This window comes from Acinetobacter sp. 778_lipA (assembly GCF_058242985.1).
Map to the genome: position 1 here is coordinate 202404 of NZ_JBZAYT010000001.1, position 14635 is coordinate 217038.

Below are 14635 nucleotides of genomic sequence, written 5' to 3' on the forward strand. Positions count from 1 at the left end.
AAACATTCCTCATTAAAGCGTTTCGATTAGCGCAGTTTCCTAAAGTTATAAACATAGGTAACGTAAGGGAAGTCTATTTCATCTTGCGCATGTTTACCCGTATATTCCAAGACAATATGTTCGAATTTGTGTTTTAGCTTGAGTTGTTCTTGTTTAGACATCGCAGCAATAAAACTGGTGGATAATAATCGCTTGCTCACTACATTTTCTACGGTTCCAGTTTGTACTTGTGAAAAGACTTTGGCTGTTTCAAGTTGGAATAAAAATTGATTTTCAAACACCAATTTCCACTGGCCACTATGGTAACGTGGCGTGTCATCTTCGATTGTTGCGAGCAAATCTGCCAATGCTTTAACCCAGTCTATCGTCTCATCACGCTGGTTCCAGACCAAACCAAGATGACCATTCTGTTTTAAAATATGGTGAATTTCATTCAAAGTTTCAATATTGGCAAACCAGTGAAATGACTGCGCGCACAAAACAGCATCAATACTTTCAGATTTTAACGGAATTTGATCACTCTTTGCTTGAAGCGTTTGCACATCAGGATGTACTATTTTCAATTGTTCCAACATTTCTGTGACGGGCTCGACAGCAATAATATTGGTCGTTGCTTGTTTGAGGTAAGGGAGAAATTTTCCAGTACCTGCGCCTAAGTCAACAACACTTGAATCTGAGCCAAGGGCTAAATCTTCTTTTAACCATTTGACCACATCTTGTGGGTAATTGGGTCTGACTTGTTGATAAAGTTCTGCAACAGTACTGAAGCCTTTTTGAGCAGCAGGATGTAAGGAATGTGTCATATTTTGCGCTTTTTTATCTGACTAGACTCTATAAAATATGACACTTGATGCAATCAATAGGCAAGTGCCTATTTATTTAATTTCAGCCAATGATAGAGCTAATGCTCGGTGTGCGAATGGATAAGCAAATAATTTTTGAAGATGATCATATTAGAGCAATCTATTTACAAGGCGATTCTGACACTTTAGTTCTGTCATTTGGTGACTTGATTTCTAGAGCCAAAGGACTTTCCATCAATGCTGAAAAGTCTTTGATGAAATATAACTATGCTGTGGTCGGGATTATGCCAAAACAGAAGTCTTGGTTTCCTGCTTCAAGCATGGTGGCATTGTTAGAGCACCTAGATCCCATTTTAAAACAATTTAAAAATATCGTGGGTTATGGCGGTTCGATGGGTGGCTATGCGGCAATCAAATATGCCAAAGCTTTAAAAATGAATCGTGTTGTTGCCATGGTTCCGCAATATTCTATCGACCCTTTAGAGGTTGAGGACAAGCGTTATACAGATTTCTATGATGCTGAATTAAATGCGGATATGCGTATTCAGGCACAAGATATCGTTGCAGACTGTGAATACATCATTGTTTATGACCCTTATTTTGAAAATGATAAAGAACATTATTTAAAAATTAAGCCATTGATCCCTCAATTGCATACGTTACATTTACCGTATACTGGTCATGATGCGATTGCAGTTTTAGCCAACTCTGCGTTACTACATGATTTTATTGAACGTGAATACGATCAAACTTATTTTTATAAGCAGATTCGTGAAGTAAAGAAAAACAGCAAATTTTATTATCGTAGTGTGATTGCTCACTTATTGGGGACACATAACGAAGCTTTGGGTAAAATTCTAAAAGGTACAGATATTCAACTGGATAGTACTTTCTTTGATGCCAGTTTAAAGCAGACCATTACTCGTATTTTATTGACCAATAAGCGAGTGGATGAGCAAGATTTGCAGAAACTGGGTATTCAAGTCAATTTTGCTTTTGAAGATAAAACGCAGCTACAAGACAGTTTTGGCAATATTTTAGTATTTAACGTGATCACACAAAAGCTAGAAAGCTATGATCAACAAGTAATTGATGTGAATGGAAAATACATTATTCCATTACATGTTGAAAATAATGGTTTGGCACAGGTAGAAATCAAAAAGCAAACCTATTTGATTTGTATGAATGATCGCCGTGTGACCAAATTATTTAAGCAAGATGAAGCTTTGTCTTTGGATATGAATCCAATTGTGATTAAAAAAACCACAGACTTTTATGTGTTGACCTATAAAAACTTTTATATGAGTTGTGATATTCAAGGTTTGGTGAGTTTTGATGATGAAAGCTTAAATGAGTTTTGCCACTTTAAGGTTGCTTAAAGTCAGCGGTTGAGCTGAAACACCATTTGGTGTCTAACGATTTGACATTTGAGCCATTTAAATAGACAGATGCAGCTTTAGTTACATTGCTTTAAATAGGTGATTGGAAATAACGCGCTATATTTTTTAAATTCATTTTGAACCTCTAAGTCACTGACTTTATAGACTTCGCTGGAATGTTGATAAATATCAGTCACTGCTGCCAGAGAACCTTCTTCACCGTTTTTATAGTGATAACGGAAGGTTTTTTGCGTGGCATGGAGCAGTTTTTGCTTCATGGATGGTTGATGAAGGAAAGTATAATTAAACACACGATTTTCCATTTCCAAATAATATCGAGCTTGAATACGACAACCCCGATTTAATTTAATCAGTTTAAATTCATTTCCCTCAGAACTTCTAAACTCAGCTTCGTCCACGTTATTCATCGACTGTAAAACATATGCTTTTGCATAGACTGGTGAATATAAGCCAAAACAAAGCAGAGCGAGCATAAGTGACAGATAAGCTGTCCAATTCATTGTAAGATCTTTTTTTTGATTGTTTAATTCACTATAAGGCGTAATCAGGTGTTTTAAAATATAAAAGATCCATGCCAAAGGTTTTTATCAACGAATAAGACGAAGATATCAGTTATCAAGTTTAGAACCTACGATTCGCTCGTTTAAACGTCCCAAAGTCATTAAAACGGACCCCATTTGCTTGCATCACTGGATAGCAGTCTTGGGCAATGGCTTGACGAATATAAAATGGATCACGTACAACAAAATGGTGAATCGCATGTGTACCAGCAAAGTTAAAACAAAAGGCCTGTAAAGGTTTCATCCGCCAATCTGTCCAGACCTGACACTGCTGAACGATATTGCCATCTTCAACATCGCCATAATAATGCATATTGGAACTGGTAAAATGCAGACTTAAGGTGCGTAAGAAATTTGGTGCTGCAATGCTAACGGCATAAAACTTTGTGGTTTTGTCTGCAAGTCTCCATACGCTATTTTTAGGTTGCGCTATGCCCGCGGCTTTCATTGCCAATTTGGCAGCATTGATCAATAAGAAACCATGCCATAAGGCATAATGAATTTGTCCAAAGGGTGCATAACTCGCAGAAAGTTTTGCTTTTAATTTGAGTTTAGCGGCTTGGGATAAATGCTTTTGCGCATGAATAAAACGCTTGGTGGTTTTCATCATGGTGATGGGGCGTAAATAGATCGCCAACATATTGTCACCAGTCATCAGCAAACGTTTTAAGCCCCATTGATCACCATTGTTAATACCGCGTTCTTCTAAATCTGTTTTAGTACCCGATGATTTGTGGTGATGTAAATGTACCTCGCGACGTATCCACGGGTTCACGGTACTAGGGCGAAAGGCGTAAACGGCTGCCAACATGGCATCATTGATTTTTTTGTTTTTACGGTAATACATTTGGTGAATAAGATCATGCTCTAGTTCATGTAAGAGCGACATCCAAAATGCAGAAAGCGGAATTGCCACGTACCAAGGCATTTTCCCACGAGTGTATTGTGTTATATTGAAAATAATCCCTGTTACAGCTGTTGCAAGGATGGCTAGGCCAATTTGGTCTTGGTGCTGAACCAGCCAAGGATGACGTTCGCGTAATTGATTTCCAGCTTCCAAAATTGCTTTGCGAATTCGGTGGCTACGTTGTTCATCTTCTGGATCAGCAAAAAGTTTAGTTTTGCTTTGTATGGACATTTGTACATCGGAAAGGGGTAAATTCATCTCCGGTTTCCTCTATATTTTTGTAGTACTACAAGGAAGTTTTTAAAACCAACATTTGTTGGTTTTTATGAGAGATTATCTGATGATTAAAATAACGTCAACGTCAGTTTTAAAAAAAATGACGAAAAAGGTGAGTCAACCAAAACAAGAACGTTCCCAAAAAAGAATGGATAAGATGCTGGCAACCACGCAAGAGTTACTGTTATCCATTGGAATTGAAAAGATTTCGATTCCCGAGATTGCCAATGCATCTGGCGTTCCACGGACCAGTATTTATCAATTCTTTCCGACGAAATACGATATTTTTCGTCACATTGCACTGACGCATTTAAACGATTTAGTTAAACAACTCGGACAGGCGGCTGTTCGAGTGTTGACGGAAAATCCAAATGCACCGATAGAAGTATACGGGCAGTTACTCTCAGAAAGTATGATTCGTACCACAGCCAAATATTTTAATGAATCTGAAACAGCAAGCTTGTTGATTTTAAGTGGACCTTTTACCCGCCAAGCTTATCTAGAATACCAAATAGAATTAAAAAAAGTCAGTCATGGCGTACGAAAAGCACTGGAAATGATTAAAGTGGATGAATATGTACCTCAAGAGCCAGATACATTGACGATTTTAATGGAATTGGTTTTTACTTGTATGAAGCATGGTTATTACAACGAAAGCTATATTTCTGAAGCCATTATTCAAGAGGCCTACCGTATGACCAATGCATACTTACTGGCTTTAAAGAATAATTCTTTTGGTTTTCCAGAAGCATCTGCTTCATAAGCGTAAAACTGGCTCTCTATCATTAAGGAAAAGCAATGAAAGCTGTATTTTTAGATTATGAATCTTTAGATAAACAGGATTTGGATTTTAGTCAGCTAAAAGCAGCTTTTGATGACTTAATACTTTATCCATCGACCACAGCAGAGCAAGTTCTAGCACGCATTCAACATGTAGACGTGGTGATCAGCAACAAAGTGATTGTGAATGCTGAGGCGATGGAGCAATGTAAAAATTTAAAATTAATTTTGATTTCGGCCACGGGGACCAACAATATTGATTTAGATTTTGCACGATCAAAAGGTATTGTCGTGTGTAATTGTCAGGGCTATGGCACATCTGCAGTTGCACAGCATACACTGACGTTAATGTTGGCATTAGCGACATCTTTACTCAAATATGAGCATGCAGTTAAACAAGGCGAATGGAACAAATCGCCAATTTTCTGCTTACTGGATTTTCCAATTGTTGAATTATCTGGGAAAACTCTTGGCATCATTGGTTATGGTGAGCTGGGTCAAGCGGTTGCCAAGTTGGCAGAAGCTTTTGGGATGAAAATTTTGGTCGCATCATTACCCAATCGACCAACGCATAAGGATCGAATACCTTTTGCCGAATTGCTTGCGCAAGTCGATTTTCTTTCTCTGCATTGTCCTCTAACAGATGAAACACGTGATTTAATTGATAGCCAAGCATTTGATAAAATGAAAAAATCTGCATTTTTAATCAATTGTGCCCGAGGTGGTATCGTTAATGAACAGGCTTTGGCCGATGCATTGAGACAAGGCAAAATTGCAGGTGCGGCAACTGATGTACTTTCTGTCGAACCGCCGACACACGGAAATGTATTACTAGCAGAAGATATTCCAAACCTGATTATCACACCGCATAGTGCGTGGGGCAGTGTAGATGCACGTCAACGTATTGTGAATCAAATGCTTGAAAATGTTGAAGCATTTAAGCAGGGTAAAGTGATTCGTCAAGTGAATGAATAAAGGCCCTAATTTAAAAGCACAATTAAAAAAAGGTGCGATTAAAAGGTAGAGTTAAAAACATTATTAAATAGCGATATTCGTTTTACTGCTATCACCTTGAGCATAGGTAGCGCAAGGTGTGGCGTGCTAAGAATTAAGTGTGTTTAACTGATTATCTTGGTACACCAACCTCATCATCTGTTGAACTTTGCGTATTGGTTGATTTGGTATCTTTTAAACCTGTGGTATTGGTGTTGACATCACGCTTTTGCTTCTCGATTGGTAATGACTGTTTTTTAATTTCAGGTTCTTCTTGCCCATTGTTGGGTAATTGATTTTGAACTGCGGGTTGAACAGGTTGTGTGGTGATCGGCGTATTTTGAACGTTTGCTGTAGTTGCAGCAGTTACAGTATTCGTCGTATTGGGTGTGGTCGAAGACTGACTTAAACTGCCTTGTTCAATCGGTACATTTAAACTAGTTTTACCCATTACTCGATCTTTGGTTTGCTCAACCTTTTTTACCGCAGTATCGATGCCTTGGCGGGTACTATCACGAGCCTCGGTGGCTTTTTCAGTGGTATATTTTTTGGTATTTTCAATGGTTTCATCCAAAGACGGTTTAATTTTTTGAATTCCTTTTTCGGTCGCATCACCTACTTTTTCAGCGGTATTCTGTACAGCTTCACCGGTCTTATGTGCCAATACTTTAAAAATATTTGGATTATCACCATATGGCTGGGTTTGATTTTGAGTATTGGTTTGCGCATAGAGTGATGGTGTTGCAAGTATTGCAGTGATCACACATAGACTTTTGATCATCTTCATGATGTTTTGATCCCTTTATGATGATTGTAGCGATTCGCTCAGTGTTGATTGGGGTTATCATACTGTTTTATTTAGATAAAAAGTAAAATTGAAAGAAGAATCCTACAGCAAGAAAACATATGTATACATTGCATAGCATATTACTGGCTGATGTATAAGAAAAGCTCACCTGAGTGAGCTTTTCTAAATGGGCATTAAGTTTAAATTATTTTGTAGCAACCTTAGCGTCTGTAGATACGGCGACTTTAGCGCTACCTACTGGTGTTTTTACATGGGTTTGTGAATTTACTTTTGCACCTGTATTTGCTGGTTTAGGTTTAACTAGATCTTTGGTTTTCTGCCAAGTTTTACTTGTTGCTGATTTGGTTTTGTCTTTTACTTTAACCGCTGCTTCTTTGGTGTTATGCCCAGCTTCAGAACTTAGTTTTTTGGTATTCTCCCACGCACCTTTCGTTGCAACTTTACCTTTGTCTATGCCTGTTTCCACACCCGTTCCAACTTTATCAGCAGCATGTTTAGTGCCGTCCCATGCATCTTTAGAAACATCACGGGTCTTATCGACACCTTTTTCTACACCTGTCCCGACTTTATCAGCAACATTTTTAGTGCCATCCCAAGCGTCTTTAGACACATCACGGGTCTTATCGACACCTTTTTCAATTCCTGTACCTACTTTAGCAGCAGTATTCTTAGTGCCATCCCAAGCGTCTTTAGACACATCACGGGTTTTATCAACACCTTTTTCAATTCCATTACCAACTTTATCTGCAGTGTTATGGATACCTTGACCAATGTTGCTTAGAATGCCTCCATTGGTTCCGACTTCAGCAGAAGCATTTGCACTTACATCTGTATTGGCAAAAAGAGGAGAGCTGGCAAGAAGTGCTGTGGCGATCACTGTTGTTTTAAGCATTTTCATAATTAGTTTTATCCTGTACCTGAATGAGTTCAAGTTTGAGTGTTGCCTATAATAATGTGAAATATGTATAAAAATAGTCTTTGAGATAAAACAGCAACAGCTTATCTACAGAGTTTTAACAATAGTGTAAGAATTGTGAATGAATGTTACGACTAAACGTGTTTGGGAGTCTTTGCAATTTTTATTTTTTAAATTCTGATGCTTATAAGAATGTGAGAATGATGATAAAAGAATTTTCTGTAATAATTTCCAGCTTGTTATTAAAACAAAAACGACATAAGCTTTGGGTTAAATTGTTGATTTAATCATCATAATGAAAAATATAATAATCCTGATATTTCTCACCTTTATATTGAGTTTAAAACCGAGTTTTGCCTGTGGTTGTGGCGATGAACTGTCTTCCAGCCATCAAATAATGGGTTGGGGCATTATGGGCGCGGTATTTTTAATTTACTTGATTCCAAGCTTTTATTTTGCAAAATATTTTAAGAAATATCAGCTATTTATTGGGCATTTGATTTTGCCCCATGTGCTAATAATTGCAATGCTATACACAATGATGAATTCGTTTAAATTGGGATTAAATCCAATTTATTATTGGTTTGCTAATTACCTTCCAAATAGTTTCATTTTTGCTGTGATTGGATTGATTGGCGTTCTCATTTGGATATATCCTGTGAATTATGTGGCTAAAAGAGCGAAATAACTTTGTATTTAGCCCTTTTAGCTTCAACGAAGTATTAAAGCGAAGTACTGAGATTAATTACATTTTTCAAGATTTGATATTTTAAAGTTATTTTTAAGTGAGTTGAAGTTTTTTTGCTTTTCAGCATCTTTTGGGTCAAAAACAGTTTGTTTATTTTCGACTTCAGCATCTACATTTGAAAATGCAGAGATGAGCTGATCACCTTTAAAAATCCAATGTTCTGTGGCTTTACCCGTTTCAAAGTTGCCAGTAAATTCGATGACACAGTTGTCTGTTTGTTTGATGAGTTTGGCAAGGTTATGTTTTGTGCTTGGTTCAGCAGAGATATTTTTATGTTGTTCTAAAACAGTTGGAGCGTTTGGATTGGTGAGTGTGGTTGAGCAGGCGGTGAGAGTGATCACTATTAAAGGTATAGATAATAATATTTTAGAATTCATATGCTTTTGATCTTAAACTTAACTTGATCAATTGAGTCTATACAATGTATTGGGAATATTTAGTTTTAGATTGTTAATTTTTATTGTTATGTTTTCATTTATTTATGCGTTTTGGAAAGCGAAAACTAAAAATAAACCCGCTCGGAAGCGGGTTATAATTTATATTTCTACTTAGTGCTGTAACACCGAAATATCTGCAACGCTTGTAAACAAGTCACGTAACTGTGCAAGTAAACGTAAACGGTTTGCTTTGAGTTCTGCATCATCTGCCATCACCATCACATTCTCAAAGAATGCATCAATCGGTGCACGAAGCGCAGCCAACTTAGAAAGCGCAGTGGTGTAGTCTTTCGCGTCCAAAAGTGGTTGAACTGCAGGTTTGATATTTTGAATCTCGGTATAAAGCGCCTTTTCAGCATCTTCAACTAATTTAGCTTCAACAATCTCACCTGTAGGTGCAGCTTCTTTTGCCAAGATATTGGCAACACGCTTATTGGCAGCAGCCAAAGCAGCAGCTTCTGGCAAGTCACGGAAATGATTTACCGCCGTCACACGCTTATCAAAATCAAGTGGAGATTTTGGCGAAAGTGCTTGAACAGCTTGAATCACATCAACAGCAACACCTTGGTCTTCGTACTTAGCACGGTAACGACCTTCAAGGAATGCGACAGCATCGGCTAAAGTCTTCGTATGATCTTTCAATACATCACCATAAGCAGCCAAAGCAAGCTTGATCAGTTCTTCAATCGAAACATCAAGATTATTTTCAATCACCAAACGTAAGATACCAATCGCAGAGCGACGTAAAGCAAATGGATCTTTCGAACCCGTCGGTGCTTGACCAATCCCGAAAATACCTGTGAGGGTATCTAAACGATCAGCAAGGGCAATGGTTGTACCTGTTTTCGTTTTTGGTAGAACATCGCCAGCAAACTTAGGTAAATATTGCTCACCTAAAGCTTCAGCAACTTCATCATTTTCGCCTTCAATACGTGCGTAATAAGTTCCCGCGATTCCTTGAAGTTCAGGGAATTCACCGACTAACTCTGAAGTTAAGTCGCATTTTGCAAGCAGTGCAGCTTTTTCAGCATCAGTAGGATTTGCACCCGTGATTGCAGATAACGCCACAGCCAATTTTGCAATACGTTCAGACTTGTTCCAAAGTGTGCCCAATTGTGCTTGGAAGACCATATTGGCTAATTTTTCTTTGCGAGAAGCAAGTGGTTGCTTTTGGTCTTGTAAGAAGAAAAACTCTGCATCAGACAAACGAGGGCGTACCACTTTTTCATTACCCTCAATGATTTGAGTCGGATCTTTAGACTCAATATTGGAAACAGTAATGAAATAAGGCTGTAATTTATGCGCTGCATTGACCAAGCAGAAATACTTCTGGTTGTCTTGCATCGTGGTAATCAAAGCTTCTTGAGGTACGGCAAGGAAACGTTCTTCAAAGCTTGCACGTAACGCAACAGGCCATTCAACCAATGCAGTGACTTCATCACGCAGGTCCGCAGGAACGATGGCAATCGCATTAACTTCATCAGCCAAAGCTTTAACTTGTTGGTCAATGATCGCTTGACGCTCTTCAAAAGAAGCCACGACATGTGCTGCTTTTAATTTCGGCAAATAATCATCTGAGTTGGTTAATGAAATCGCTTCAGGGGCATGGAAACGGTGACCATAGGTCAGATTGCCCGCTTTATGATCCTGAATCGTTGCATCAATCACATCATTGTCTTTTAACAAGACCACCCATTTCACTGGGCGAACAAATTCAGTCCGGCTTGCCGCAGAACGCATACGTTTTGCGATGGGTAAGTTATCCAGTGCGGTTTGTAAAATTTGTGGAAGTAAAGCGTCAAGACTTTGACCTTTCACATCTTTTAAATAACAAACTTTTTCAACTTTACCCGCTTGGAAAGTTGATACTTGATCCGCAGTAATGCCTTGACCACGCATAAAGCCTTCTAAGGCTTTGGTTGGTTTGCCTTCTGCATCATAAGCTGCTTGTAGGGCAGGACCATCAAAACGCTTTTGAGTGTCTGCTTGTGCACCATCGACATTGACAATTTTTAATGCCAAACGACGTGGTGCTGCATAAGCTTCAATTGAATCAAATGCCAAACCAGCGTCTTTTAAACCTTTAACCGTTTCAGCTTGTAATGCATCACGTAAGGTCTTTAAGCTTTTAGGTGGTAATTCTTCACAGCCAAGTTCGAATAAAACGGTATGTTTAGACATTATTTATTCTCCTCAGCTTTTGCTTCTGCTTCAACTTGTGCCTTTAACTGTGCAAGCACTTCGTCACGTAAATGCGGTTCAGCCATTGGGAAACCGAGTTTGGCACGAGCAGCCACATAGCTTTGTGCAATAGAGCGTGCCAAAGTACGCACACGTAAAATATAACGTTGACGTTCAGTGACAGAAATAGCACCACGTGCATCGAGTAAGTTAAAGCTGTGTGATGCTTTGATGACTTGCTCATATGCTGGAAGTGGAAGTTCCGCTTCCATTAAACGGGTTGCTTCAGCTTCATAAAAATCGAAGAGCTCAAACATTTTTTCAACGTTGGCATATTCAAAGTTATAAGTTGATTGCTCTACTTCGTTTTGATGGAATACATCACCGTAGGTGACTGTACCAAATTGGCCTTTGGTCCAAACTAAATCATAAACTGAATCGACGCCTTGTAAGTACATTGCTAGACGTTCAAGGCCGTAAGTGATTTCACCTGTGACTGGGTAGCATTCAACCCCACCAACTTGTTGGAAGTAAGTAAACTGAGTCACTTCCATACCGTTTAACCACACTTCCCAACCTAAGCCCCAAGCGCCCAATGTTGGAGATTCCCAGTTGTCTTCTACAAAACGAATGTCATGTGTAAGCGTGTCAATACCAATCGCTTCTAAAGAGTCTAGATACAGTTGTTGGATATTGTCAGGATTCGGTTTAAGCACCACTTGGAATTGATAGTAGTGTTGTAAACGGTTTGGGTTTTCGCCATAACGGCCGTCTTTAGGACGACGTGAGGGTTGAACGTATGCTGCGTTCCATGTTTCTGGCCCAAGCGCACGTAAGAATGTTGCAGTGTGGAATGTCCCTGCGCCCATTTCCATATCGTAAGGTTGTAACACCACACAACCTTGTTCAGCCCAGTAGTTTTGTAAGGCAAGAATTAAGCCTTGGAATGTATCAATATGCGATATGGCGCGACTCATGCAGCATCCACTATAAGTATTAGAAAAAATTGGTTCTAAGTATAAGGATTTTGGGGAGGTGTGGCAAAGGTTAGTCTATAAATATTGATTCTTATCGCAGATCAACTTATGTGCATTTTTTCAGATTTTCTTTTGAGATAAAACTTTTCATTTCTTTGGCCTCTTTTCTTATTTTCATTTCCTCAATGTGCTCTTCAATTTTTGCATCTGAAGCATCGCTATTGATTACGGGTTCCGAGCTTGAATTTTCAGATATTAAAATGAGATCTTCCCTAAAAAAAGCCCAATCTTTTTCTATTGTGGGTGTTTTTTTAGAAGTGGTTTTTGCTTTTAAGATACAGATTTTATCTTTTTTAATTAGGGTAAGTTAAAGTGTGCTTGATGGTTCGCCCGTCATTGCAATTTGCTTTGTTTCTAAAATTACGGGTTCATTTGATGTACTACATGCAGCAAGGAAAAACGAAGAAGCTAAAATGATGAAATGGGTTATTTTGTTCATTGGTAAAATTAAATAAGTTAAATTATATATTTGATATTAACATAAAAAATTTATATTCATGAACTTTGTAAAGGTGGAGAGCGCTTCAAAAGCTGAATGTCGGAAGTTCATCATGACGATGTCACAATGCTTCATTCAATGTTAAGTAAATGAATTATTTAGAAATCATAGGGGCGAATTTAGAGGATGATAAAATGCACAAGATCATTATTGGGCTGTAACAAAATTAGAAAGGGCTAATTAAAACTTAATTTTCAAACTGCAGGGTTTTTCAATGCTAGCGGTTCTTGTCAAAATATTGAATAATTTGTTTTAAAATAAAATTAACTAATTGAATTATTTTATATATAATTTGAAAAATACTTTTTTAAAAATTTATAAATTTAATTTTTATATCAAAATGAGCAATCTTAATATGAAAAAATTCAATTATTTTATGTGCATAGCGACTTTAGGTTTTATATCTACAACATCAAGTTATGCAGTAAATATAGAAGAAGCCCCTTGTTTCGCCCCACAAACAGCGCCTATTTTTAAAGAGTTTTATCAAATAAATAAAGGATTTGATCAAAAAGTATTGTGGGAGTTGTATGTTCAATCACCCATAGAAGGTTATCCAAATGCAAAAATGATTAATCAAACTTTAGAGACTTTATTTGGTCAATTGGGGCTCTCAGAAGAACAGAAAAAGCAGATGAAACCGACCCAAAAAGATGTATCTGAAGTAGAGCCTGAAGAATTAGAAGCCTATAACCTAATGGTTAAAGCACAAAAATTATATTACGGCGATAAAGTTGCTATTGATCAACAACAGGCTTTTGAGTTGCTGCTTGATGCAGTTGGAAAGAGAAATTCAGAAGCCTATATTTTCTACCCTGTACTTAATCAGCATTGTGCTGATCCAGATAGAAAAGAAACAGCAGTTCGTATATTTCATACCATCGAAAAACACATGGGGGATAATGATGATTATCCAACTCCAATATGGGCATATTTAAGTTATGCCTATGCGTATGGTATAGGCACAGAGGTGAATGAAGCAAAGGCTTTAAAATATTGGAAAAAAGCTTGGCGTATCTATTCGTTACAATTTGATGCAGGTGGTTTTGTCGGTTTTATGATGGGACAAATGGCAGAACAAAAGCCTTATTTAAAAGCACATTTGGGTGAAGCTATGAATTATTACAAAATTGCGACCCGAGCAGATGAAAATAACATTCCAGCACAACAGGCAATTGTAAGATTATTAAAAACGGATAAAAAGTTTGAAGATCTGACTTATGAAATAGAGTTATTTGAAGAAACTGAAAACGCAAAGCATGATCAAGACCCAAAATCTGCTTATTTTACTTTGTCAGAATTATATGCTCAGGAGCAGTGGAAAATTTACAATCCTCAACTTTCAATGGAGTGGTTGGCAAAAGCAGCTGAAGCAGGGCATGAACGCGCACAGTTGAACCTACCACTCTATTATGAGCAAGGGAATTTGATCAAGGCAGATCCAAAAAGAGCGATGGAGTTGTATCAAAAATATTATGAACAGGACAATATATTAGTGGGTATCTACTTTTTAGATCGTTTGGAAAATGGAATCAAAGGCATTGCTAAAAATCCTGAAAAAGCGAAGTTAGTTCGTGAAGATTTAACTAAAAAATATCATGCTTTAGGACAAACAGGTGAGATTCCAAAACCTGAAGATTTGCGATTAATGCAGCGAATGTATTAAAAACTTTCTTTAGCAAAGATTAGTCTTGAGTCATGGCTCACTAATCTGAGCTATATCTAAAACTTAATGTTCAATCCATAATCCTTTTTCAATGCCAATAAAGCCTCAGCATTGCCTTTGGCATCGTCAACAGGGTTATGGGTATGTGCTGTTTTGCGTAAATGCTTAAAACTTTGAAAGCTATCTTTGACCAGTCCTTTATACAAACTGCCTAAATTTTGTGAACTAAATCCAAACGGATTACTGCCAGTAAAATGATGAAAGTACCAACAGACAAACATCCAGTCAAAACCATTATTATCGCTAATAAAAATAGGGCGATCTTTACTGACTTTGCTCACCCACTTGGCAAAGTCTTTCATAACATGCTCAGGATTGTTAAAGCTTAGGGTATCTTCACGACTAAAGCCTGAAACTGCGAGAGCTTGAGGAATATAATTCTCGGAAATTGGTTTAAGTAAACCGTAGAATTGTTGATGTAAGTGATCTTCGACCAACACTGCACCTAGCGCAATCATTGAGTAATCACCGGGAATTGGACCCTCTGCTTCGATGTCCACCTTAATATAAGCCATATATTTTCCTTATTTTAAGATATTGTTTTTATGCTGGAAGTCATTATAA

At 37.7% G+C, this 14635-nt stretch carries 14 protein-coding genes; 5 read left to right on the plus strand and 9 right to left on the minus strand.

Going from position 1 to position 14635, the window contains the following annotated elements:
• Positions 1-26: 26 nt before the first annotated feature.
• Positions 27-803, minus strand: coding sequence for a class I SAM-dependent methyltransferase (locus AC4CUY_RS01005; protein ID WP_490773559.1), 777 nt, complete (start codon positions 801-803; stop codon positions 27-29).
• An 89-nt stretch (positions 804-892) separates the two neighbouring features.
• On the opposite strand from AC4CUY_RS01005, the gene AC4CUY_RS01010 reads away from it, so the two are divergent.
• Positions 893-2182: a hypothetical protein gene (locus tag AC4CUY_RS01010; protein WP_336952245.1), complete on the plus strand. Its 1290-nt coding sequence runs from the start codon at positions 893-895 to the stop codon at positions 2180-2182.
• A gap of 77 nt (positions 2183-2259) precedes the next feature.
• Here the strand turns inward: AC4CUY_RS01010 and AC4CUY_RS01015 are convergent, their stop codons facing one another.
• Both AC4CUY_RS01015 and AC4CUY_RS01020 read right to left on the minus strand, forming a co-directional pair.
• The gene (locus tag AC4CUY_RS01015; RefSeq protein ID WP_419819673.1) at positions 2260-2703 is read right to left on the minus strand and encodes a hypothetical protein; all 444 of its coding nucleotides are present in this window, start codon (positions 2701-2703) and stop codon (positions 2260-2262) included.
• Between the two features lie 121 nt (positions 2704-2824).
• Positions 2825-3928 (minus strand): fatty acid desaturase, encoded by a 1104-nt coding sequence (locus AC4CUY_RS01020; RefSeq protein WP_490773560.1) that lies wholly within the window; start codon positions 3926-3928, stop codon positions 2825-2827.
• 82 nt (positions 3929-4010) lie between these two features.
• Between AC4CUY_RS01020 and AC4CUY_RS01025 the strand changes: the two genes are divergently transcribed.
• Positions 4011-4709, plus strand: coding sequence for a TetR/AcrR family transcriptional regulator (locus AC4CUY_RS01025; protein WP_056516975.1), 699 nt, complete (start codon positions 4011-4013; stop codon positions 4707-4709).
• 35 nt (positions 4710-4744) lie between these two features.
• Entirely contained in the window at positions 4745-5701 is a 957-nt protein-coding gene (locus AC4CUY_RS01030; RefSeq protein ID WP_336952241.1) for a 2-hydroxyacid dehydrogenase, read from the plus strand.
• 151 nt (positions 5702-5852) lie between these two features.
• On the opposite strand, the gene AC4CUY_RS01035 is transcribed toward AC4CUY_RS01030, so the two are convergent.
• The gene (locus tag AC4CUY_RS01035) at positions 5853-6506 is read right to left on the minus strand and encodes a hypothetical protein (RefSeq protein WP_419819671.1); all 654 of its coding nucleotides are present in this window, start codon (positions 6504-6506) and stop codon (positions 5853-5855) included.
• A gap of 205 nt (positions 6507-6711) precedes the next feature.
• Positions 6712-7425 (minus strand): hypothetical protein, encoded by a 714-nt coding sequence (locus AC4CUY_RS01040; RefSeq protein ID WP_004818715.1) that lies wholly within the window; start codon positions 7423-7425, stop codon positions 6712-6714.
• Positions 7426-7738: 313 nt separating this feature from the next.
• Here AC4CUY_RS01040 and AC4CUY_RS01045 point away from each other — a divergent pair, with 313 nt between their 5' ends.
• Positions 7739-8131: a hypothetical protein gene (locus tag AC4CUY_RS01045; RefSeq protein WP_336952238.1), complete on the plus strand. Its 393-nt coding sequence runs from the start codon at positions 7739-7741 to the stop codon at positions 8129-8131.
• A 53-nt stretch (positions 8132-8184) separates the two neighbouring features.
• Here the strand turns inward: AC4CUY_RS01045 and AC4CUY_RS01050 are convergent, their stop codons facing one another.
• The 3 genes from AC4CUY_RS01050 to glyQ all read right to left on the minus strand — a co-directional run bounded on the left by AC4CUY_RS01050 (position 8185) and on the right by glyQ (position 11786).
• A complete protein-coding gene (locus tag AC4CUY_RS01050) occupies positions 8185-8568 on the minus strand; it encodes a hypothetical protein (RefSeq protein WP_419819669.1) in 384 nt (127 codons plus the stop codon).
• Between the two features lie 171 nt (positions 8569-8739).
• Positions 8740-10809: a glycine--tRNA ligase subunit beta gene (gene glyS / locus AC4CUY_RS01055; protein WP_419819668.1), complete on the minus strand. Its 2070-nt coding sequence runs from the start codon at positions 10807-10809 to the stop codon at positions 8740-8742.
• Complete coding sequence (glyQ, locus tag AC4CUY_RS01060; protein WP_004718182.1) at positions 10809-11786, minus strand: glycine--tRNA ligase subunit alpha; 978 nt, start codon at positions 11784-11786, stop codon at positions 10809-10811. Before glyQ ends, glyS begins: the two co-directional genes overlap by 1 nt.
• Positions 11787-12700: 914 nt before the next feature.
• On the opposite strand from glyQ, the gene AC4CUY_RS01065 reads away from it, so the two are divergent.
• A complete protein-coding gene (locus AC4CUY_RS01065; protein WP_490773561.1) occupies positions 12701-14011 on the plus strand; it encodes a tetratricopeptide repeat protein in 1311 nt (436 codons plus the stop codon).
• A gap of 56 nt (positions 14012-14067) precedes the next feature.
• Here the strand turns inward: AC4CUY_RS01065 and AC4CUY_RS01070 are convergent, their stop codons facing one another.
• Complete coding sequence (locus AC4CUY_RS01070) at positions 14068-14586, minus strand: exonuclease (protein WP_490773562.1); 519 nt, start codon at positions 14584-14586, stop codon at positions 14068-14070.
• Between the last annotated feature and the right edge of the window lie 49 nt (positions 14587-14635).